The following is a 21,227-nucleotide window of genomic DNA, read 5'->3' as shown; positions in this document are numbered from 1 at the left end:
CGTCCGAGGGCGGGTGGAACCGGAGAACAGGTCAACTGCGTACACAAAGAGGGCAACGCAGACGGCGCGCGGGGCGGCCCGGGATCGCAGAATCTCATCATGACCGATGCAATGACGCAACCAGGTTCCGACACGTCCGCCCAGGGGTCCTCGGAGGAGGGGCACCGGACCGTGACGACCCCGTTCCAGCTGGCCGAGGAGGATCGCCGGTTCTTCGACGAGAACGGCTACATCAAGCTGAGGGGCGTCCTCGACCGAGCTCAGCTCGAGCACTTCGGCCCGCTGATCACCGAGCAGGTAATCGCGCTGAACACCCAGGACCTCCCGCTCGAAGAGCGGGACACCTACGGGAAGGCGTTCCTGCAGATCGAGAACCTGTGGCGCCACGACGAAGCGGTCTCCCGCTTCGTGCACTCCCCCGACCTGGCCCGGCTGGCGGCCGGACTGCTCGGCGTGCGCGCCGTGCGCCTCTACCACGACCAGGCGCTGTACAAGGAGCCGAGCGGTGGGATCACCCCGTGGCACGCGGACCAGTACTACTGGCCGATGGACTCGGACCGGTGCTGCACGGTGTGGATCCCCCTGCAGGACACCGGCCCCGAGATGGGGCCGCTCACCTTCTACGCGGGCAGCCACACGTTCAGCGAGGGCCGGGACCTCCCGATCAGCGACGACTCGGAGCGTCGGATCGCGGAGCTGATGACCGAGCAGGGCTTCTCCCGCGACGACAACCCGTACCAGCTCGGCGACATCAGCTTCCACCTGGGCTGGACGTTCCACGGCGCCGGTGCCAATCAGGGCCAGGAGCCCCGACGGGTCATGACCATCATCTACATGGACGCAGATATGGTGATCAAGGAGCCGACCAACGACAACCAGCAGGCGGACCTCGAGAACTGGCTGGTCGACTCGCAGCCGGGGGACACCGTCGGCGGACCGTTCAATCCCCTGCTGTACGAGTCCTCCGGGACCGCATGAGTCCTCGGTCCGGCGTGACGACGCCGTCACAGCCCGGGACGGCGCGATCATCGCGTGGGGGACGGGGTCCGACAGCACTGCGAGGAGGCAGGCCGTGAACGGACAGGATCGAGGCGGGACGGCGGTGCCCGCACGCACCGACTCCCTCCCCTCGCAAGCGAGCGCGCACGAACCGCTCGCCCCGCCGGTGCCCGAGCTCACGGGACGCCCGAGCACGCCACGGCGCGGACGCGGCCGCCCCGGCCGGCGCCAGGCGACCGCGAACGCCTACCTGTTCCTGCTGCCGTCCATCATCGGACTGATCATCTTCATCGGCTATCCGGTCGTGACCTCGTTCTACTACTCGTTCACCGACTGGGACGGGATGGGGCCGGCGACCTGGATCGGGATCGAGAACTACACCTACCTTTTCACCGTCGACCCGACCTTCTGGCCGTCGATCCGCGCGACCTTCTACTTCGTGGCGCTGACGGTCCCGTCGACCCTGATCTGCGGCTTCCTGCTGGCCCTGCTGCTGAACCACCGGTACCCGGGGGTGAAGATCTTCCGCACGATCTTCTATCTCCCGGTGGTGCTTCCCGGGATCGCGGTGCTCACGCTGTGGGCCTACATCTACGAGCCCTCGTACGGACTGGCGAACCAGATCCTCGAGAGGCTCGGCCTCCCCACGAGCTCGTGGATCTACTCCGAGACGATGGCCATGCCCTCGATCGTGCTGATCGGGCTGTGGGGCGTCGGCGGCACCATGATCATCTTCCTGGCGGGCCTGCAGAACGTGCCCCAGGAGCTCTACGAGGCGGCGAAGGTCGATGGTGCCGGTCCCGTGCGGCGGATGCTCTCGATCACCCTGCCGATGATGACGCCGATCATCCTGCTGCAGGTGATCCTGTGCCTCAACCTCGCCTTCCAGGCCTTCAACCAGGTGCAGGTGCTGACCCAGGGCGGTCCCGGGACCAGCACGTACCTGCTGGGCTACAAGATCTTCATGAACGCGTTCGGCACCTACCCGCAGCTGGGACTGGCCTCCGCCGAGGCCTGGATCATGCTGCTGATGGTGGTGGGCGCGACCGCACTGGCCCTGAAGACGTCCTCGGCCTGGGTCTACGAGGAGTGAGCCGATGTCGCACCGAGTCCCCCTGATCCTCAGCCGCATCAGCTGGTACCTGCTGTGCTCCGTCTTCGGCGTAACCATGCTGGTCCCGCTGGTGTGGATGCTCTCCATCGCGCTGAAGCCCGACAGCGACATCCTCGCGCTGCCGCCGGAGTTCTGGCCCTCGAGCTTCGAGTGGGAGAACTTCGTGGTGGGGCCGCAGGTCATCAACTTCTACCAGCTCGCCGGCAACACCCTGGTGGTGACCGGGCTGTTCACGGTGGGGGCGGTGCTCAGCTCGATGCTCGCCGGCTACGCGATCGCGCGGATCGAGTTCCCGGGGCGCAAGGCCCTGTTCTACGCCTTCGTGTTCACGATGTTCATCCCGCCCATCGTCACCCTGGTGCCGCTGCAGCGCATGTACATCGGGCTCGGGCTCAACAACACCTGGTGGCCGCTGTTCCTGCACGGCTTCTTCGGGGTGCCGCTGTTCATCTTCCTGGCACGGCAGTTCTTCGCCTCGATCCCCAAGGCGCTCGACGAGGCAGCGCTCATCGACGGCGCCACGCACCTGCAGGTCTTCACCCGGATCATCCTGCCGCTCACCAAGCCGCTGTGGATCACCATGACGATCCTGGCCGTGCAGTCCTCGTGGAACGACTACATCAATCCCCTGGTCTACCTGCAGTCCCCCGAGAAGTACACGCTCTCGCTCGGCATGGCGTCCTTCCTGGGGTCCCTGCACGCCGGGGTCGACGCCACCTACAACTACTACATGGCCTCGAACCTGCTCTACATGCTGCCGGTGCTGCTGCTCTTCTTCTTCGCGCAGCGCTACTTCATGCTCGGGCTCGGCTCCCTGGGGATGACCCAGAAATGACGACCCCGGCGACGGACCACGGACCCACACACCGACCACGGATGACAGGAGGACCGACGATGATGCGACGACGCCAGTTGTTGGCCATGGGAGCGGGCGCCGCGGCGCTCACGGCGGCCGGCTGTGCCGGCTTCACCAACTCGGACGCGCCGGCGGGAGACGCCGGGGTCTCGGGAGACGACCTGGGCCCCGGCACGACTCCTCAGACGTTGCTGTGCTGGGCGAACCCCGAGCAGCTCGCCCTGTTCGAGAAGACCCTGGAGGCGTTCACCGAGGAATCCGGCATCGAGGTCACCGTGCAGTCGGTCTCGGGCGGCGAGTACTTCAACAAGATCAACTCGATGAACACGTCCAACTCGCTGCCGGACGTGTTCTGGGCGGACAACAACTCCGGCGTGGTCTCCCCCATGGCGGCCAACGGCAGGCTGTACGACTGGACGCCGCTGCTGGACGACCCGCCGGAGGGTGCCGAGCTGGACCTCGACGACTTCGGTCCCGGGTACCTGGACCTGTTCACCGTGGACGACAAGGTCATCGGGATGCCGCAGGAGGTCAACGTCGACGGCGTCTACTACAACAAGCGCCTGTTCGAGGAGGCCGGGGTGGACCTGCCCTCCCCCGAGTGGACCTGGGACGACCTGTTCGATGCGGCCGAGAGCCTGGCGGTCACCGAGGGTGGCAAGGTCACCCGCTACGGGATGCAGACGGGACTGCCCACCATCACCGACCCGTTCGGGGCCTCGATGTACTCGATGAGCAACGGCGGTCCGGGTCTGGCCGGGGACGCCTCGACCACCTTCCGGGGCATCACCTCGATCGAGGCCGGCCCCGAGTTCCGCGAGGGAGCGCAGCGGTTCGTCGACTCGGTGAAGGCCGGGGGGATGAACGGTCCGGACTTCTCCACCCAGAACACGATCGCCACGTTCATGAACGGCGAGGTGCCCATGATGTACGGCGGGCAGTGGTTCACCGGGTTCTACGGGGAGGCGCTGAAGGACGACTGGGGCTTCGTGTCCATGCCGCAGGGCTCGAGCGGATCGGTGTCGATCCTGCAGGGCAATGCGTTCTGCTCCCCCGTGGATCTCCCGGACCCGCTCGCCACCTGGAAGCTGATCCACTACATGCTGACCACGGGGTTCAACGAGGCGTACGCGGAGATCGGGATCACCCCCCTCGCCTACACCCCCGGCTCAGAAGGCTTCTTCACCTACATGGAGAACAAGGCCGAGGCGGAGGCCGGGTACGGCGAGGTGATCTCCACGGTGAGGGCCGAGCTGGAGAACCCGAACAAGTCCGGCACCACCTTCCTGGACCGGTGGGCCAACCGCGCCGTCGACGTCACCAAGGCGGTCTGGAACCCCATGCTGAACGACAAGACGCCGGTGGACGAGGCGGTCGACGACTTCGTCTCCCAGCTCGGGGCCCTTGCCGAGAGCTGACCGACCCGCCGTTCCCGTCGGACCGAGCTTCCCGCACGACCCGCAGTCCACGAAGTGCAGCAGCCCCCATCGAAGGAGATGAGCATGCCCGTTCGTCCTGCCGCCCCCCATCCCTCTCCCTCCGGTGACCGCCGATCCCGGACACGCGCTCTCCCGCCCCGCACGGCGGCCGCCGCCGCGGCGCTCGCCGTGGTCGCCGGCGGACTCACCGGCCTGGATCGCGCTACCGCCGAGCCGGGGCCGGAGGAGGTCCCCTCGTGCTCGGTCTCCACGTCCCGCAGCATCGCCCGCGGCGAGGTGCCCCTGGTGGCCACCACGTCGACGACGGCTGCCGGCGTGCAGTTCTTCCTCGACGGCGAACCGCTCGGCTTCGGGTTCACCCCCGACGCCGGCCCGGGGACGAGGTTCGACCTCGCCGTCTACGGCACCCTGGACGGCGGCTGGTCCACCCACGCCGTCGACAACGGCGACCACGAGCTCTCGTGCCGGGCCTGGAGCGAGGCAGGGCTCGGGGAGGCCGGTGACGCCCACGAGGTCGTGGTGCGCAACGGTCTGCAGGCCACGCTCAGCGCGCCCTCGGACCAGGTCGAGGTCGGCGGCGAGGTGGAGGTGGTGGCCGAGTTCACCGGTCACCGGCTGCCGGAGGAGGCGACTTTCCGCATGGACGACGAGGTGCTGGGCACCGGCGAGTGCACCCGCTCCGGCACGAGAGCCACCTGCACCTATCTGTGGGACTCGGAGTCGACCACCGATCTGAATCACTGGGACATGGTGGGAGGGCTGCGGGTCCTGAGCGCGGAGGCCGAGGTGGCCGGCGCGACGGTGAGCACGCAGCCGGTCCGCAGCATCGTCAACAACCGTCCCGGGGCGGAGCTGATCCTCTCGGCCTACGAGCTCGAGGGGCTCGGCCGGGTGGGACGGGACGGCGGCTGGTCGGTGGCCATGCCGGGCGATCCAGACAAGCACTTCGTGACCTTCGGCGACGGGATCTACCGTCCGATCACCGGGCCGCAGAAGGCCGAGGACGCGGTGGGGCGCTGGGGCAACAGCAACGTGGTCACCACTGCGGGGACCGGCATGTACGACCTGTTCCACGAGATCCCGAACACCACCAACGACCCGTTCAACGCACCTCCAGAGACCGCGATCAAGCCCGAGCACGGCGTGCTCAAGGCCGAGGACGGCTCGGACTGCGCCGAGGACAAGACCCTCGCGTGGAGCACCGGCGTGGTGGCCAAGCCGAACTCGGATAACCTCCTGCTGACCTACTGGGGCATGTGCTCCCGGGACGGCGATTGGCCGAGCCTGCAGGTGTATGGCGTGGCCGACTGGGACCTGGACAGCGGCACCGTCGAGATGCACGACGTCTTCGTTCAGGCCCCGGACCTGCCCAGTCAGATGCAGTTGTCCTCACCCAGCACCGACGGCGAGTACCTCTACTTCTGGCGTCCCGACGTCGGCGCGCACTACCTGGCCCGGGTGAAGATTCCGACCGAGGGTGATGACGAGCCGTGGACGGATCCGGCGCAGTATGAGTACCGCAACAGCGCAGTGCCCGGCGGGTGGGTCGCCGACCCGATGCAGGCGGAGAACCTGATGCCCGAGTCGTCGCTCGAAGGCAACACGTACTCGATCCTGCGAGCCACGAACCTTCCCGGGGAGCCCTGGCTGCTGATCACCCAGCCGTCCACCTGGGACACCGGGACGATCAGCGTCTACCTCGCCGACGAGCCCGGTGACCCGTGGCGCGAAGTCCCCGAGCTGCAGGACGTCACCGTGTGCGAGCCCTGCGGCAACACCTGGGATGACGGTGTCTACGTGGTCTACTCGCATCCCGAGCGCTCCACCGACACCGAGATGCTGATCACCTTCACCGACCGATCGAGCTCCCGGGTGCTGCAGAAGATACTGCCCATCCCGGAGTCCATGCGTCAGGGATGAGGGGGCGTCGGCCCGCGCCGACGAACAGCTCCCCACCCTGGCCCATCCCAACTCGCCCATCCCATGACGGGGCACGCCGCTGCCCCACGGAGCAGAGGAGAAGGCCATGTCCATCACGATCGGATGCTTCGCGCTGGTCGACCCGTTCACGACCCTGGACCATCAGCTGGACCGAATCCGTGACTGGGGCTTTCGGTACGCGGACGTCACCGACACCGGTGACGGCGCGGTGCTCGGGAACCACTTCGGCTTCAGCGCTGTCGCCAGCCTGGACGCCAACCCGTTCGACCTCGAGCGGCTCTTCGCCGATCGGGGCCTGAGGATCACCTCGTACTGCGCCCATTCCGATCTGCTAGACGCGACCGCGCCCTGGCGGTACGGCACCTCGCAGATCATCAAGGCCGTGCGGTCGGCGGCCGCCATCGGGGTCCGGCACGTCGTGACCACCGAGGGCGAGCCGGCGACCGCGTTCGGACGGTCGCTCAGCGAGGACCAGGGCGTGTTCCTCATCGCCGAGAAGCTGCACGAGCCGCTCCGGGTCGCCGAGGACCACGGGGTCTCGATCCTCCTCGAGCCGCACGGTCCGATCACCGGGACGCTCGACGGCACCTCGGCGCTGCTCGAGGCGATCGACTCGCGGGCCCTGGGGTTGAACCTGGACACGGGGAACGCCTGGCTCGCGGGCACCGATCCGGTGCAGTACGTGCAGCGGTTCTGCGACCGCATCCAGCACGTGCACTGGAAGGACCTCGGCCCGCAGTGGGAGGCGAGGCGCGGTGAGATCTTCGGCTGCGGCATGGCCGACATCGCCCTCGGGACCGGAGTGGTGGACATCGAGGGGGCGTTCAAGGCCCTGGTCGATGGCGGCTTCGACGGTCACTCCACGCTCGAGATCGGCGGCGACGAGGCCGTGCTCGAGTCCGCCCGGTTCCTCGAGGCCCTGGGAGCCGAGCGCTGACCGCTCCGCCCTGGGAGCCGACGATCCCCGGACAGCGGAAGGGCCCCGCCAAGCGGCGGGGCCCTTCCGACGAGTCACTGTCTCACGAGATTCTCGAGTGGAGCTAAGGGGATTCGAACCCCTGACCTCTTCCATGCCATGGAAGCGCGCTACCAACTGCGCCATAGCCCCGTGCCGTGCTCTCGCACCGCGTCGGTGCCGCCCGTCGGGCGACTCGTCGATATTACATCGTTCCCGAGGTCAGAGGAAATCGGGGGCGAGGTTGTGTGACACCAGCCTCATCAGCCCGTCGGCCGGCTCCGCGAGGAGCGGCTCGAGCACCGAGCGGTGGCAGTTCTCGAGCCCCGCGACACCTCGGAAACCGTCCGTGTCCAGGCCCAGCAGGGCCGTGATGCCGAGCGTGATCGCCGCTCCGTGGGCGACCACCATGACGGTGCCGCCGGCATGGCGGGAGACCAGATCGCGGCAGGCCGCCGCCACCCGCTCCCCCACCTCGGGGCGGTCCTCCACGCCGAGACCGCGCACCGGGCGGTGGGCGCGCCAGTCCGCGTGCTCCGCGGGCCAGCGGGTGCGGATCTCCTCGCCCTTCAGCCCTTCCCACTGGCCGAAGCCGCGCTCGAGGAAGGCCTCGTCGGTGATGATCTCGAGGCCGGTGCCCCGGGTGGCGATGCGGGCGGTCTCCACCGCCCGCTCGAGCGGCGAGGCGATGACGACGTCCGGCGGGTTCTCGGTGACGGTCGCGGCGAGCGATTCGGCCTGCCGGATGCCCGCGGCGTTCAGCGGGATGTCGACCTGCCCCTGCAGCCGGCCCTGGCGGTTGTAGTCCGTCTGTCCGTGGCGCACCAGGACCAGACGCGTGCGGGCGGACGTCACGCCGTGCGGTCCCCGTCGATCTGCAGGTCGATGACCGGCGCGTCGCGCCACAGCCGCTCGAGGGCGTAGAAGGCGCGATCCTCGGCGTGCTGGACGTGCACGACGATGTCGCCGTAGTCCAGCAGCACCCAGCGCGCGTCGCGCTCCCCCTCCCGGCGCAGCGGCTTGCGGCGGCGTTCCGTCAGCAGCGCCTCCTCGATGCCGTCCACGACGGCGGAGACCTGCCGCTCGCTGTCCCCGCTGCACACGAGGAAGACGTCGGTGATCACCACCAGCTCGGAGACGTCGAGGCCGATCACCTCCTCGGCGAGCTTGTCGGCGGCGGCCTGGCCGGCGACGCGGGCGAGGTCGAGGGATTCTTCGGGAGCGCTCACGCGGCAGGTTCCTCCGGGACGGGATGGGTGGGGAGCAGATCGGACAGGCCGGGGTCGGCCAGCGCGGCGGAGGCCGTGTCGGAGCCGAGGACACCGGTCAGCAGCAGGACGACGAGGACGACGATCGCGACGGCGATGAGGGCCCACACCAGCCACACCAGGGTGCGACCGCCGCCGGACTCGGGTCGGTGGAGCACCTTGCCGTCGAAGCGCGGCGCCGGGCGCGGGTCCGGGGCGTCGGTGATCGCCAGCTCGCCGAGCTCGACGCCGTCGTGATCTCGCGTCACGGTCGCTGCGGAGCCGTCCTCGGCGCTGGTCCCGTCGGCGGGCCCGCCGGCCCGTCCTGCGGCGGTCCCCGCCTCGGCGGTCGTGCCGCTGTCGGCGTCGCTCGCGGGGTCGGAGCCCGAGGGTTCGGTGCGCGCGGGGTCGGTGCTCGACGCGTCGGTGCTCGCGGGTTCGTCGCTGAGCTCGATGATCCGGGCGCGGCGGCCGAACTTGCGCAGGGTGGGCACGGGGGCGTCGCCCGACGGCGGGGCGACGGCCCCACGGACGCCGGGCACGGCCGCCTGCTCGCCGGTGGTCTCCTGCGCGGCACGCGCCTCGAGGGCCGCGCTCTCCTCGGGGCTCAGCGCTCGGGCGCGGCGCCCGTGGCGCGGCGTGGACTCGGGCTCGGTCATGGGCCGTCACCTCCTGTGTAGAGGGCGTACTTGTTGATGTATTGGACGACCCCGTCGGGCACCAGGTACCAGACCGGGGCTCCGGCGCCGACGCGAGTGCGGCAGTCGGTGGAGCTGATCGCCATCGCGGGCACCTCGATCAGGGTCACGCCGTCATCGGGGAGGCCGGAGGTGTCGAGCTCGTGACCGGGACGGGTCACGCCCACGAAGTGCGCGAGCTCGAAGATCTCCTCGGTGTCCTTCCAGGTCAGGATGTTCTGCAGCGCATCCGCACCGGTGATGAAGAACAGGTCCGCCTCGGGCTGCTCGCGGTGCAGGTCGCGCAGGGTGTCGATGGTGTAGGTCGCCCCGGGCCGGTCGATGTCCACCCGGGAGACGGTGAACACGGGGTTCGCGGCGGTCGCGACCACCGTCATCAGGTAGCGGTGCTCGGGATCGGAGATCTCCTGATCGGTCTTCTGCCAGGGCCGACCGGTGGGGACGAAGACGACCTCGTCGAGCGCGAAGACGCTCTGGACCTCGCTGGCGGCGACGAGGTGACCGTGATGGATGGGATCGAAGGTCCCGCCCATCACGCCGATCCGTCGTCGCTGCAGCTCCACGAGGCTCAGTGGTCGGAGTCGGAGGTGTGTCCGCTCTTCTTGTCCAGGCTGCGGTGGTGCGCGCCGCCGGTGAGCCAGGTGACGCCCAGCAGCGCCATCAGGATGACGAGGACGCCGATGCCGACGGCGGCGGGCGGCACGCCCTCGCTGGCGAGGGTGCCGGACTCGGCGAGGATCATGAGCTGGTCGATCATCTTGTCGGAGGCCTTTCCACGGGTGACCGGGCCATCATCCCACAGCGGCGCACGGGCTCACGCCTCGACGCGCATGATGGGAGTGGGCTCACGGCCGCACGTGCCCCTGCCCCACCACCAGCCATTTGCTCGCGGTGATCTCCCGCAGCCCCATCGGTCCGCGGGCGTGGAGCTTCTGGGTCGAGATCCCGATCTCCGCGCCGAAGCCGAACTCCCCGCCGTCGGAGAAGCGGGTGGAGGCGTTGGCCATGACCACGGCGGAGTCCACCTCGGCGAGGAAGCGCTGCTGGCTGCGCAGGTCGCGGGTGAGGATCGACTCGGTGTGCCCGGTGGAGTGCTCGCGGATGTGGGCCAGGGCGCCGTCGAGGTCGTCCACCATCGCGACGGCGAGCTCGAGGGCGAGGTACTCGGTGTCCCAGTCCTCGGCGATCGCGGGGACGGCGTCGACGTCCTCGGGCAGCAGCGCGGCGATGCGCTCGTCGACGTGGAGCCGCACCCCCGCCTCCCCCAGCGCGGCGGCGAGGCGCGGGACCGCCTGCTCCGCGATGTCGCGATGGACCAGCAGGGTCTCCAGGGCGTTGCACACGCCGACCCGCTGGGTCTTGGCGTTGACCACGATCTGCCGGGCCGTCTCGAGGTCGGCCGTGGCGTCGATGAGCACATGGGTCTTGCCGGTGCCGGTCTCGATGACGGGGACCAGCGAGTTCTCGACCACCCGACGGATCAGGCCGGCGCCGCCGCGCGGGATCAGCAGGTCGACCAGGCCCCGCGCGCGCATCAGCACGTCCACACCCTCACGACCGTGCTCGTCGATGCCGACGATCAGGTCCTCGGGCAGGTCGTGCGCGGCCAGCACGGAGCGCAGCACCGCGATGAGAGCGGTGTTGGAGTGCAGCGCCGCGGAGCCGCCGCGCAGCACGACGGCGCTGCCCGCCTTCAGGGCGAGTCCCGCGGCATCGACGGTGACGTTCGGGCGGGCCTCGTAGACCATCCCGATCACGCCCATCGGCACCCGCACCTCGCGCAGCTCCAGTCCGTTCTCGAGCACCGAGCCGCGGATCACCTCGCCGACCGGATCGGGAAGAGCGGCGGCGTCGCGCAGCTGCTGGGCGATCCTCTCGACCCGGAACGCGTCCAGGGCGAGACGATCCCGCAGACCGGGGGCGATCCCGGCGGCATCTGCCGCCTCGAGATCCCGGGCATTGGCCTCGACGATCTCCGCGGCGCGCTCGACGAGGGCCTCGGCCATCGCCCGCAGCACCTCGTCCTTGGTGCCGCGGTGCAGGCGGGCGAGCGCCGGCTGGGCGTCGCGGGCCGCACGGGCGGCGGCGAGGACGGCGGGCTCAGCAGCCACGGGCTCAGCGGTCACAGGCTCAGCAGTCATGTGCCGAGGATACGCCGCAGGTCAGCGGGGGTCCCGCGGTGTCCGCACCTCGGCCGGTTCAGAGCACCACCAGCTGGTCGCGGTGGATGGCGGGGCGGCGGAACCGCTCCCCCAGGGTCTCGCGCGCCTCGTCCGTGCCGCGCCCGGCCATCGCGCGCAGCTCGTCGCTGCTGAAGGAGGTGAGACCGCGGGCGATCACCTCGCCGTCCGGCGCGGCGAGGTCCACCGGCACACCGGCCGGGAAGGTGCCCTCGACGCCGGAGATCCCGACGGCCAGCAGGGAGCGGCGCCGGCTGCGCACCGCTCCGGCGGCTCCCTCGTCCAGGTGCAGGGTCCCGGCGCCGCGGGTCGCGAAGCGCAGCCACACCAGCCGGGAGCGACGGCGCCCGTGATGGGCGGGGAAGAAGGTGCCCACGTCCTGGCCCGCCACCGCGGCGGCGAACTGCGCGGCGGAGGTCATGAGCGCGGCGGTGCCGGTGGTGGAGGCGAGCTGAGCGGCCGAGAGCTTGGTGACCATCCCTCCGGTGCCGACCTTCGAGCCGACCGAGCCGATGTTCACCCCGGCCAGGCGTGCGACGTCGTCGACCCGTCCGATCCTCTCGGCGCCCGGCTCCCGCGGCGGTGCCGTGTACAGGGCGTCGACGTCGGTGAGCAGGATCAGCGCGTCCGCTCCGATCAGCTGGGCGACCAGTGCGGCCAGTCGGTCGTTGTCGCCGAAGCGGATCTCGTGGGTGGCGGTGGTGTCGTTCTCGTTCACCACCGGCACGGTGCCGAGGCCGAGCAGGGACTCCAGTGCGGAGCGCACGTTGCGGTAGGTCTGGGGGCGGATCACGTCCGATTCGGTGAGCAGCACCTGCCCGGTGACCAGGCCGTGCGCGGCGAAGGCGCCCTGCCAGGCGGTGGCCAGGAGCGCCTGGCCGACGCTCGCGGCGGCCTGCTGCAGCTCCACGGCGGCGGGACGCTCGGGCAGCCCCAGCGGGCCCAGGGCCGCGGCGATCGCCCCCGAGGAGACGATGACCAGCTCGGTGCCGTCGGCGACGAGGGTCGCGGCGGTGTCGGCGATCACCTGCACCTGCGAGCGGTCCAGACGCCCGTCGGCGTCGGTGAGGCTCGAGGAGCCGATCTTCACGACGAGGCGACGCGAGGCCGCGAGCGACTCGCGGGTGGTGAGCCGCTCCGGCTGGCGCAGCCCCGCCACGCTCACCGGGGGTCCTCCTCGCCGGCGGGGTCGGCCCAGTGCCCGGACCTCCGCTCGGCCTCCATGGCTGCGATGCGGTTCATCCGTGCCTCCGTGCGGGCACGCTGCTCCTCGCGCTTCGCGTCACGAGTGGGGCGATGGTGGTCCTCGAGCCGCTTGTCGGTGCCGCGGCGGCCCAGCAGCTCGGCGCCCCCCACCATCGTCGGCTCCCAGTCGAAGACGACCGCGTCGTCGCCGGGGCCGATCAGCACGGTGGAGCCCGCGACGGCGCCGGCCGCGTAGAGCCGGTCCTCGACCCCCAGCTTCGCCAGCCGGTCCGCGAGGAACCCGACGGCCTCGTCGTTGGAGAAGTCGGTCTGACGCACCCAGCGTTCGGGCTTGTCGCCGCGGACCCGGAAGGCGGTCCCCCCGTCGTACTGCTCGGTGACCACGTGGAAGTCCTTCTCGTCCACCGCCCGGGGGGCGATCACGATCGGCGCCGCCTCCGGTGCGGGCAGCGCGGCCCGGGCCTGCTCGACCTGCTCGCCGAGGGTGAAGGCGAGCTCCCGCAGCCCCTTGCGGGAGACGGCGGAGACGTCGTGGATCGGGACCTCGCGCTCGGCGAGCTGCGCGCGGACCATATCGGCCATGTCCGCACCGTCGGGCAGATCGGTCTTGTTCAGCACGATCACGGTGGGGCGCTCCATGAGCGGCACCCGGGTGCCGGCCTCCTCGTCGAGGCTCGCCGCATAGGTCGCGAGCTCGTTCTCGATGGTCACGAGGTCACCGACGGGATCGCGATCGGACTCCATCGCCGCGGCGTCGAGCACGTGGACGATGACGTGGCAGCGCTCGATGTGCCGCAGGAAGTCGAGCCCGAGGCCCTTGCCCTGGCTGGCGCCGGGGATGAGGCCCGGGACGTCGGCGACCGTGAAGCGGTGCTGGCCCGCCTCGACGACCCCGAGGTTCGGGACCAGGGTGGTGAAGGGGTAGTCGGCGATCTTGGGCCGCGCCGCGCTCATGGCCGCGATCAGCGAGGACTTCCCGGCGCTGGGGTAGCCCACGAGCGCCACGTCCGCGACGGTCTTCAGCTCGAGCACGAGGGACCGCTCCTGCCCGGGCTCGCCGAGCAGCGCGAAGCCGGGGGCCTTGCGCTTGGTGTTCGCCAGCGCTGCGTTGCCCAGTCCCCCGCTGCCTCCACGGGCGGCGGTGTAGCGGGTGCCGATGCCGATCATGTCCACCAGGACGGTGCCGTCCTGGTCGGTGACCACGGTGCCGTCGGGCACGGGCAGCACGAGGTCCTGACCGCGGGCGCCGTGACGCAGGTCGCCCTTGCCGAAGCCGCCGCCGGTGGCGCGCTGGTGGGGCTTGTGGTGGTACTCGAGCAGCGTCGTGGTCGAGGCGTCGACCTCGAGGATCACGTCGCCACCGCGGCCGCCGTCCGCACCGTCGGGACCGGCCAGGGGCTTGAACTTCTCGCGACGGATCGAGGCGGCGCCGTGGCCGCCCGATCCCCCGACGACCTGCAGCTGGACGCGGTCGACGAATGTGGCCATGGGTGACTCCGATGGTGGTGATGAACGACGAGGGGCGGAGCGCTCGGCTCCGCCCCTCGAAGGACGCTGTGCGCCCCGGCATGCCGGGGCGAGCGGTCAGACCGTCTCGACGACGCTGACCACGCGACGATCGCGCTTGCGACCGAACTCGACGGTGCCCGCGGTGAGCGCGAACAGCGTGTCGTCGTTGCCGCGGCCCACACCGTCACCGGGGTGGATGCTGGTTCCGCGCTGACGGACGAGGATCTCGCCCGCGCCGACGACCTGGCCGCCGAAGCGCTTGACGCCGAGGCGCTGGGCGTTGGAGTCACGCCCGTTCTTGGAGGAGCTGACGCCCTTCTTTGATGCCATCTGGAATCAATCCTTCTCTGTGTTCGAAGGGATCGCTCAGGCGATGCCCGTGATCTTCAGCCGGGTGAGCTCCTGGCGGTGGCCCTGGCGCTTCTTGTAACCGGTCTTGTTCTTGTACCGGAGGATCCGGATCTTCTCGCCGCGGAGGTCCTCGACCTTCTCGGCGGTGACCTTCACCTCGGCAAGCTCGTTCTGGGCGGACGTGACCTTGTCACCGTCGACCAGCAGCACGGGAGCGAGATCGATGCTGTCGCCCGCCTCGCCTGCCACGCGGTTGATCACGATGGTGTCACCGACCGACACCTTCTCCTGACGACCGCCTGCGCGGACGATTGCGTACACCACGTCAATGCTCCATCTTGTGAATCGGATCTGCTCTACGAGTCGTGCGCCCTGCCGGGTGTCACCGCGGACCTGCGACCGTCAACCTGTCCCGCGCTCTGCTCGCGCAGTGCTCGGGCGGGAGATGCGGTCGCGCGATGTCCACCGGGAGCACGACTGCGACGCGTTCTGCGCCACGGGACAGCCTACGACCCCGGGACCGGCCGGTCAACCACCGGAAGCGGTGCGACCTGCGAGAACGCGGTCACACCCTGTGGAACACGTCACCCCTGATCGGGGGTGGCCGGCCCGTCGGCCTCCGGGACGTCCACGACCTCCCCGTCGACGACCACCTCGGGCTGCGCATGGCTGCCCGAGGCCGCGGCGATCGAGGCGATCGTGGCACGGGCGAGGGCCCGGCTGTCGGCATCGTCCTCGAGACGGTGCACGTCCGGGTTCTCCTCGGTGCCGTTCTCCGGGGTCTCGTTCTCCTCCTTGGCCCCGCCGCGCGAGCGCCGGCCCCGTCGCCGCGAGGACTTCGAGGACTCGTCCCCGCCGTTCCCGCCGCCGTTGCCGCCGCCTCCGTCGTGGTGGTGCTCGCCGTCGATGTCGACGACGAGCCCGCGACCGTGGCAGTGCTCGCAGGGGGTGGAGAAGGTCTCGACCAGGCCCTGACCCACGCGCTTGCGGGTCATCTGCACCAGGCCGAGCGAGGTGACCTCGGCGACCTGGTGCTTGGTCCGGTCGCGGCCCAGGCACTCGACCAGGCGACGCAGCACGAGGTCACGGTTGGACTCCAGCACCATGTCGATGAAGTCGATGACGATGATGCCGCCGATGTCGCGCAGCCGGAGCTGGCGCACGATCTCCTCGGCCGACTCGATGTTGTTCTTGGTGACCGTCTCCTCGAGGGAGCCGCCGGAGCCGGTGAACTTGCCGGTGTTCACGTCGACGACGGTCATCGCCTCGGTGCGGTCGATGACCAGCGAGCCGCCCGAGGGCAGGTAGACCTTGCGGTCCATGGCCTTCAGCAGCTGCTCGTCGATGCGGTGCTTGGCGAAGACGTCCTTGCCCGGCGTGGTCGGGACGTGCTTGGTCACCCGCTCGAGGAGGTCCGGGGCGACCTCGGAGACGTAGTCGTGGACGTCCTGGTGGACCTTGTCGCCCTCCACGATCAGCGAGGTGAAGTCCTCGTTGAAGACGTCGCGCACCACCTTGATGGCGATGTCGGGCTCCTGGGAGAGGGCCACCGGCGCGGACTTCGACTTCTGCGCCTTGGTGATCTTCTCCCACTGCGCGCGCAGGCGTGCGACGTCCTGCGTCAGCTCCTCCTCGCTCGCGCCCTCGGCCGCGGTGCGCACGATGACGCCCGCGTCCTCGGGGATGATCTGCCGCATGATCTTCTTCAGCCGGGTGCGCTCGGTGTCGGGCAGCTTGCGGGAGATGCCGGTCATCGAGCCGCCGGGCACGAACACGACGTAGCGGCCGGGAAGGGAGATCTGGCTGGTCAGGCGGGCACCCTTGTGACCGATCGGATCCTTGGTGACCTGCACCAGCACCGGGTCGCCGCTCTTGAGGGCCAGCTCGATGCGGCGCGGCTGGCCCTCGAGGCCCACCGCGTCCCAGTTGACCTCGCCGGCGTAGAGCACCGCGTTGCGGCCCTTGCCGATGTCCACGAAGGCCGCCTCCATGGAGGGCAGCACGTTCTGGACCTTGCCCATGTAGACGTTGCCGACCATCGAGGTCTGCGACTTCTGGGCGACGTAGTGCTCGACCAGGACGTCGTCCTCGAGCACGGCGATCTGGGTGCGGCCGGGGCGCTCGCGCACCACCATCGAGCGCTTGACGGACTCGCGGCGCGCCAGGAACTCGGCCTCGGTGATGACATTGCGCTTGCGGCCGGCGTCGCGACCCTCGCGGCGGCGCTGACGCTTGGCCTCGAGCCGCGTCGAGCCCTTGACGGCCTTGACCTCGTCGCGGGCCTCGCGCACCTTGACGACCGTGTTCGGCGGATCGTCCGACGTGCCGGGCTCGTCGTTGCCGCTGCCGGAGCGGCGCCTCCGCCGACGTCGACGCGAGCTGGAGGATCCCGAGGAGCCGGAACCGGAGCTCTCGCCGTGGGAGTCGCCGTTCTCGGTCCCGTTCCCGTCCTCGTCCTCGCGGGAGGAGGAGTCCTCTCCCCCGTCGTCGTCCCCGTCGCTGTCGCTGTCGGTGCCGTCCTCGTCGCCGCGGCCGCGGCCGCGGCGGCCCCGGCCCCCGCGGCGACGACGGCGGCGTGAGCCGCCGCCCGAGCCGCCGCTGCGGCCCTCGGAGCCGTCCTCCTCCTGGGAGTCGCCGTCGGAGTCGCCATCGTCGGCGGAGCCGGAGGTGCTCTCGGAGCCCCCGCGGGCCTCCTCGACGGAGCCGGCGTCGCGCTGCGAGGAGCGGCGCGAGCGGCTGCGGCTGCGGCGGGAACCCTGCGTCGACTCGTCCTCGCCCTCGGAGTCCTCCTCGCGCCGGTCCCGCTCCTCCTCGACGCCCTCGAAGGAGATCTCGGCGCTGCCGGCAGGGGCGTCCTGCGGGCCGACGGTGGTGCGGGGCTGCGGCGTCGGCGCCTGGAAGAGCAGGGAGGCGAAGTCCATCTGGACCTGCTCGCGGCGGCGGGCGCGGTCGTCGTCGGCGTCGGCGTCGGAACCGGATCCTGCGTCCGAGCCGGGACCTGCGTCGGGTCCGGAACCTGCGGCGGAGCCGGAGCCCGTGGCAGTACCGGAGCCTGCGGCGGACGCGGAGCCGCGCTCCCGCTCACCCGAGGCGCCGCGGGAGGAGGCGAGTGCGCGCAGGTCGCCGACGACCGGGTTGTCCTCGGCGCCTTCCTCGGCGGTGTCCTCGTCGGTGGTGTCCTCCTCCGCGGTGGGCTCGGCGGCGGTGTCCGCGTCATCGGCGGACGGCTGCTCGGTCCCGACCTCCTCGGCCGGAGCCTCCTCGGCGGTGGTCTCCTCGGCACCGGACTCCGGTGCGGGGATCACCGGAGCGCCGGCGGGGGCACCGGCGCGACGGCGCCGGCGCCGGGTGCTCGTGGTCGTGGCGGGCTCGGCCGGGCCCTCGTCCTGGGCGGCGACGACGGTGCGGGGTGCGGTGCTCTCCGGCTCCGGGACCGAGGGCGGCGTGAAGGCCGGTGCTCCTGCGGGGGCGCCGGCACGACGGCGGCGGCGCGCGGGGGGCGGTGCCTGGGTCTCCTCCGACGAGTCGTTCTCGGGATCATGGGTGCTGTCAGCCATACGGCCGTCTCCTTCTGGAGGACCAGCGCACCCTGGTCCCGTCTGGTCATCGTCCCTGAGGACGGAAGTCTCAAGCCCTCGCCGTCGCGCAGCTCCCCGATGGAAGCGCTGCGATGCCGACCGGGGGAGCACTGCGGTCGCGGTCCTCCGCGTAGCCGGTGCTCCGACGTCACGACGCCGGGAGGTTCCCTCACCCGGTACGGGGCGAGAGAGTGCCTCGGCCAGTATGGCACAGGGCCCCGGCCGGGCCCCGGAGGACATGCGCTCGTCGCTCGGGGCGAGGCGTCGGCGCGGCGCGGCTCCGCGATGTGGCGTCCGCCTCACCCGCGCGGAGCGGCCCGCCCGTCGCAGGCACGGGGATGGCCGACGCCGTGCCCAGGGAGGACCATGGTCCTGTCGCGCACCCGGCCCGCTCCTTAGGTTTCATGACAGCGCGTCGTTCACTCGGGAGGACCCCATGGAAGCCCTCGACATCGCACGGTGGCAGTTCGGCATCACCACCGTGTACCACTTCATCTTCGTCCCGCTCACGATCGGGCTCTCACTGCTCGTCGCGATCATGCAGACCACGGCCGTGGCGTCCAAGGACCCCGACCGCAAGGACGCCTGGACGCGGATGACCAAGTTCTTCGGCTCGATGCTGATCGTCAACTTCGGCATCGGCATCGCCACCGGGATCGTCCAGGAGTTCCAGTTCGGCCTGAACTGGTCCGAGTACGCGCGCTACGTGGGCGACGTGTTCGGGGCCCCGCTGGCCCTCGAGGGCCTCGCGGCCTTCTTCCTCGAGTCCGTCTTCCTGGGTCTGTGGATCTTCGGGTGGGGGAAGATGCCCGAACGCATCCACCTGCTCACCATCTGGGCGGTCGCGATCGGCACCATGCTCTCGGCGTACTTCATCATCGCCGCGAACTCGTTCATGCAGCACCCCGTCGGCGCCCTGCTGAACCCCGAGACGGGGCGCGCGGAGCTCGATCCCTCCCAGGGCTCGCTCCTGGCAGTGCTCACCAACATCACCACCCTGGCCGCCTTCCCCCACGTGATCTCCGGGGCCTGGCTGGTCGCCGCCGCCTTCGTCACCGGCATCGCCTCCTGGCACATGGTGCGCCACCACATCAAGGCCCGCGAGCACGGTCTCGAGACCGCCGAGGGAGCGGACCACCACCACGCCGCGAAGGACCTGTTCCGCCCGGTGGTGCGCTTCGGCGTCGTCGCCATGTTCGCCTCCGCCCTCGTGCTCGTGGTCTCCGGGGACTTCCAGGCGAAGATCATGTTCGAGCAGCAGCCGATGAAGATGGCCTCGGCCGAGGCGCTGTGCACCACCCAGGAGAGCGCGCCGTTCTCGATCCTCGCCGTCGGCGGCCCGGATGCCTTCAGCACCGACTGCGACGGCGTCACCCACCTCATCGAGATCCCGTACGTCACCGCGATCCTCGCCACCAACGATCCTGGCGCCACCCTGCAGGGCGTCGACGACCTCAACGCCCAGTACAAGGAGGAGTTCGGGGAGACCGTCACCGACATCCACGGCCAGGAGATCGCCGCGGACTACCGCCCGAACCTCTTCGTCACCTACTGGTCCTTCCGCCTCATGATGGGCCTGGCCGCCTTCAGCGGGGTCCTCGCCCTCTGGGCCCTGTGGGTCACGCGCGGCCGGGGCGACAGCGCCCGCACCACGGGCTCGAAGGCCTTCCAGTGGTTCGCGGTGCTCTCGATCCCCATGCCCTTCCTCGCGAACTCGGCGGGCTGGGTGTTCACCGAGATGGGTCGCCAGCCCTGGGTGGTCCACCCCAATCCCGACGACCCGACGGTCCGCCTGATGACCACCCAGGCCGTCTCCAACCATCCCGCCTGGATGGTCGCCACCAGCCTGATCGCCTTCACCCTCGTCTACGGCGTGCTCGCGGTGGTCTGGTTCCAGATGATGCGCCGAGCAGCCCTCAAGGGCGTCCCCCTGCCGAAGCGGGATCCGGAGACGGACGAGCTCGACACCCCCACGCTCTCCTTCGACTACTGATCCTTCGACTCCTGATCCTTCGACTACTGAGAAGGGACCCGTACAGATCATGGACGCCATGCTCGACCCCACGGCCCTGCAGACCCTGTGGTTCGCCCTCATCGGCTTCTTCTTCCTGGGCTACTTCGTCCTCGAGGGATTCGACTTCGGGGTGCAGATGAACGTCGCCGCCTTCTGGCGGCGCGGCTCCGGCACCCGCGGCACCATCCTGAAGACGATCGGCCCCGTCTGGGACGGCAACGAGGTCTGGGTGATCACCGGAGGGGCCCTGCTGTTCGCGGCCTTCCCCGAGTGGTACGCGACGCTGTTCTCCGGCTTCTACCTCGCCCTGCTGCTGCTCCTGCTGGTGCTCATCGTGCGGGTGTGCGCCTTCAAGTGGCGCGACAAGGTGGACGACGAGCGCTGGCGCACCGCCTGGGACGTCGTGCACGTGCTCGGCGGGTTCGCCCCCGCGCTGCTGTGGGGCGTGGCCTTCGCGAACATCGTCGCGGGCGTCGCGATCGACGAGAACCGCTGGGTCACCACCTCCCTGCTCGGGCTGCTGAACCCCTTCGCCCTGCTGGGAGGCGTCGTCTTCGTGCTCCTGTTCTGGCTGCACGGCACCCTCTACCTGACCCTCAAGGTCGAGGGACGGCTGCGCGCGGACGCCAACCGCCTGGCGGGGATCCTGGTGTGGCCCGCGCTCCTGGCGGGGGCCGCCTTCCTGCTCTGGTTCCAGCTGGCCCATTCGAACACCGGGTACACGCTGATCCCGGTGGCTCTCGCCGCGGTGGCCCTGATCGCCGTGATCCCGCTGAACCGGGCGCGCCGGGAGGGGTCCGCCTTCGTCGCCACCACGACCGCGATCGCCGCCGCCACGATCAGCCTGTTCGGGGGTCTCTTCCCCGACGTGATGCCGGCCAGCAACGATCCGGCGAACTCGCTCACCGTCGCCAACGCCTCCTCCTCGCCGCACACCCTGACCGTGATGCTGGTGGCGCTGGTGGTGCTGCTGCCGATCGTGATCGCGTACACGATCTGGACCTACCGGGTCTTCCGCCACCGGATCGCCGACGAGGACTCCCCCGCGCCCGGCGAGCAGCTCCTCGAGAAGGCGAAGCAGGGCTACCGCGACGCCTTCGAGCAGGACTGACAGGGACCGACAGGGAGGACTGGCAGGCT

General features: G+C 70.3%; 19 protein-coding genes and 1 tRNA gene. 8 read left to right on the top strand and 12 right to left on the bottom strand.

Features of this window, described 5'->3' with window-relative positions:
- The first annotated feature begins 171 nt into the window (after nt 1–171).
- The 6 genes from ACT3SP_RS15035 (at nt 172) to ACT3SP_RS15010 (ending at nt 7,286) form a co-directional block, all read left to right on the top strand.
- Nucleotides 172–978 (top strand): phytanoyl-CoA dioxygenase family protein, encoded by an 807-nt coding sequence (locus ACT3SP_RS15035; protein ID WP_444588113.1) that lies wholly within the window; start codon nt 172–174, stop codon nt 976–978.
- Nucleotides 979–1,072: 94 nt separating this feature from the next.
- Nucleotides 1,073–2,092 (top strand): carbohydrate ABC transporter permease, encoded by a 1,020-nt coding sequence (locus ACT3SP_RS15030; protein ID WP_444588112.1) that lies wholly within the window; start codon nt 1,073–1,075, stop codon nt 2,090–2,092.
- Between the two features lie 4 nt (nt 2,093–2,096).
- A complete protein-coding gene (locus ACT3SP_RS15025) occupies nt 2,097–2,948 on the top strand; it encodes a carbohydrate ABC transporter permease (protein WP_444588111.1) in 852 nt (283 codons plus the stop codon).
- Between the two features lie 59 nt (nt 2,949–3,007).
- Nucleotides 3,008–4,387: an ABC transporter substrate-binding protein gene (locus tag ACT3SP_RS15020; RefSeq protein WP_444588110.1), complete on the top strand. Its 1,380-nt coding sequence runs from the start codon at nt 3,008–3,010 to the stop codon at nt 4,385–4,387.
- A gap of 84 nt (nt 4,388–4,471) precedes the next feature.
- A complete protein-coding gene (locus ACT3SP_RS15015; RefSeq protein WP_444588109.1) occupies nt 4,472–6,328 on the top strand; it encodes a hypothetical protein in 1,857 nt (618 codons plus the stop codon).
- A 106-nt stretch (nt 6,329–6,434) separates the two neighbouring features.
- Nucleotides 6,435–7,286, top strand: coding sequence for a sugar phosphate isomerase/epimerase family protein (locus tag ACT3SP_RS15010; RefSeq protein WP_444588108.1), 852 nt, complete (start codon nt 6,435–6,437; stop codon nt 7,284–7,286).
- Between the two features lie 98 nt (nt 7,287–7,384).
- On the opposite strand, the gene ACT3SP_RS15005 is transcribed toward ACT3SP_RS15010, so the two are convergent.
- The 12 genes from ACT3SP_RS15005 to ACT3SP_RS14950 form a co-directional block, all read right to left on the bottom strand.
- Nucleotides 7,385–7,457, bottom strand: a tRNA-Ala gene (locus ACT3SP_RS15005).
- Nucleotides 7,458–7,526: 69 nt separating this feature from the next.
- Nucleotides 7,527–8,159 (bottom strand): histidine phosphatase family protein, encoded by a 633-nt coding sequence (locus ACT3SP_RS15000; RefSeq protein ID WP_444588107.1) that lies wholly within the window; start codon nt 8,157–8,159, stop codon nt 7,527–7,529.
- The gene (gene rsfS / locus ACT3SP_RS14995) at nt 8,156–8,533 is read right to left on the bottom strand and encodes a ribosome silencing factor (RefSeq protein ID WP_444588106.1); all 378 of its coding nucleotides are present in this window, start codon (nt 8,531–8,533) and stop codon (nt 8,156–8,158) included. The genes ACT3SP_RS15000 and rsfS overlap by 4 nt, the downstream gene beginning before the upstream one ends.
- Nucleotides 8,530–9,210: a hypothetical protein gene (locus ACT3SP_RS14990; protein ID WP_444588105.1), complete on the bottom strand. Its 681-nt coding sequence runs from the start codon at nt 9,208–9,210 to the stop codon at nt 8,530–8,532. Before ACT3SP_RS14990 ends, rsfS begins: the two co-directional genes overlap by 4 nt.
- The gene (nadD, locus tag ACT3SP_RS14985) at nt 9,207–9,782 is read right to left on the bottom strand and encodes a nicotinate-nucleotide adenylyltransferase (RefSeq protein ID WP_444588138.1); all 576 of its coding nucleotides are present in this window, start codon (nt 9,780–9,782) and stop codon (nt 9,207–9,209) included. Before nadD ends, ACT3SP_RS14990 begins: the two co-directional genes overlap by 4 nt.
- 35 nt (nt 9,783–9,817) lie before the next feature.
- Nucleotides 9,818–10,006 carry a hypothetical protein gene (locus ACT3SP_RS14980; protein WP_444588104.1) on the bottom strand — a complete coding sequence of 63 codons (189 nt, stop codon included), beginning with the start codon at nt 10,004–10,006 and terminating at the stop codon, nt 9,818–9,820.
- An 88-nt stretch (nt 10,007–10,094) separates the two neighbouring features.
- Entirely contained in the window at nt 10,095–11,390 is a 1,296-nt protein-coding gene (locus tag ACT3SP_RS14975) for a glutamate-5-semialdehyde dehydrogenase (protein WP_444588103.1), read from the bottom strand.
- A 58-nt stretch (nt 11,391–11,448) separates the two neighbouring features.
- A complete protein-coding gene (proB, locus tag ACT3SP_RS14970; RefSeq protein ID WP_444588102.1) occupies nt 11,449–12,594 on the bottom strand; it encodes a glutamate 5-kinase in 1,146 nt (381 codons plus the stop codon).
- A complete protein-coding gene (obgE, locus tag ACT3SP_RS14965; RefSeq protein ID WP_444588101.1) occupies nt 12,591–14,123 on the bottom strand; it encodes a GTPase ObgE in 1,533 nt (510 codons plus the stop codon). The genes proB and obgE overlap by 4 nt, the downstream gene beginning before the upstream one ends.
- 96 nt (nt 14,124–14,219) lie before the next feature.
- Nucleotides 14,220–14,474 carry a 50S ribosomal protein L27 gene (gene rpmA / locus ACT3SP_RS14960; RefSeq protein ID WP_096165549.1) on the bottom strand — a complete coding sequence of 85 codons (255 nt, stop codon included), beginning with the start codon at nt 14,472–14,474 and terminating at the stop codon, nt 14,220–14,222.
- A gap of 36 nt (nt 14,475–14,510) precedes the next feature.
- A complete protein-coding gene (gene rplU / locus ACT3SP_RS14955; RefSeq protein WP_444588100.1) occupies nt 14,511–14,819 on the bottom strand; it encodes a 50S ribosomal protein L21 in 309 nt (102 codons plus the stop codon).
- Between the two features lie 260 nt (nt 14,820–15,079).
- On the bottom strand, nt 15,080–18,052 hold the full coding sequence (locus ACT3SP_RS14950; protein ID WP_444588099.1) for an Rne/Rng family ribonuclease: 2,973 nt from the start codon (nt 18,050–18,052) through the stop codon (nt 15,080–15,082).
- A gap of 457 nt (nt 18,053–18,509) precedes the next feature.
- Here ACT3SP_RS14950 and ACT3SP_RS14945 point away from each other — a divergent pair, with 457 nt between their 5' ends.
- Together ACT3SP_RS14945 and cydB are read left to right on the top strand one after the other, a co-directional pair.
- Nucleotides 18,510–20,066 carry a cytochrome ubiquinol oxidase subunit I gene (locus tag ACT3SP_RS14945; RefSeq protein WP_444588098.1) on the top strand — a complete coding sequence of 519 codons (1,557 nt, stop codon included), beginning with the start codon at nt 18,510–18,512 and terminating at the stop codon, nt 20,064–20,066.
- Between the two features lie 49 nt (nt 20,067–20,115).
- Nucleotides 20,116–21,198, top strand: coding sequence for a cytochrome d ubiquinol oxidase subunit II (gene cydB, locus ACT3SP_RS14940; RefSeq protein ID WP_444588097.1), 1,083 nt, complete (start codon nt 20,116–20,118; stop codon nt 21,196–21,198).
- Nucleotides 21,199–21,227 lie beyond the last annotated feature (29 nt).

The sequence above is a fragment of the Brachybacterium sp. AOP43-C2-M15 genome (genome assembly GCF_052446295.1).
In the GTDB taxonomy this organism is placed as follows: Bacteria; Actinomycetota; Actinomycetes; order Actinomycetales; family Dermabacteraceae; genus Brachybacterium.
The sequence above is the reverse complement of the archived record's forward strand: the minus strand, read 5'-3'. Positions and strand labels throughout refer to the sequence as shown.

Bases quoted from the DNA above. Each gene is read 5' to 3' on its own strand.
- ACT3SP_RS15025 (WP_444588111.1), top strand. From the start codon at position 2,097: ATGTCGCACCGAGTCCCCCTGATCCTCAGCCGCATCAGCTGGTACCTG.
- ACT3SP_RS15020 (WP_444588110.1), top strand. From the start codon at position 3,008: ATGATGCGACGACGCCAGTTGTTGGCCATGGGAGCGGGCGCCGCGGCG.
- ACT3SP_RS15015 (WP_444588109.1), top strand. From the start codon at position 4,472: ATGCCCGTTCGTCCTGCCGCCCCCCATCCCTCTCCCTCCGGTGACCGC.
- ACT3SP_RS15010 (WP_444588108.1), top strand. From the start codon at position 6,435: ATGTCCATCACGATCGGATGCTTCGCGCTGGTCGACCCGTTCACGACC.
- ACT3SP_RS14990 (WP_444588105.1), bottom strand. From the start codon at position 9,210: ATGACCGAGCCCGAGTCCACGCCGCGCCACGGGCGCCGCGCCCGAGCG.
- nadD (WP_444588138.1), bottom strand. From the start codon at position 9,782: ATGGGCGGGACCTTCGATCCCATCCATCACGGTCACCTCGTCGCCGCC.
- ACT3SP_RS14980 (WP_444588104.1), bottom strand. From the start codon at position 10,006: ATGATCGACCAGCTCATGATCCTCGCCGAGTCCGGCACCCTCGCCAGC.
- ACT3SP_RS14975 (WP_444588103.1), bottom strand. From the start codon at position 11,390: ATGACTGCTGAGCCTGTGACCGCTGAGCCCGTGGCTGCTGAGCCCGCC.
- obgE (WP_444588101.1), bottom strand. From the start codon at position 14,123: ATGGCCACATTCGTCGACCGCGTCCAGCTGCAGGTCGTCGGGGGATCG.
- rpmA (WP_096165549.1), bottom strand. From the start codon at position 14,474: ATGGCATCAAAGAAGGGCGTCAGCTCCTCCAAGAACGGGCGTGACTCC.
- ACT3SP_RS14950 (WP_444588099.1), bottom strand. From the start codon at position 18,052: ATGGCTGACAGCACCCATGATCCCGAGAACGACTCGTCGGAGGAGACC.
- ACT3SP_RS14945 (WP_444588098.1), top strand. From the start codon at position 18,510: ATGGAAGCCCTCGACATCGCACGGTGGCAGTTCGGCATCACCACCGTG.
- cydB (WP_444588097.1), top strand. From the start codon at position 20,116: ATGGACGCCATGCTCGACCCCACGGCCCTGCAGACCCTGTGGTTCGCC.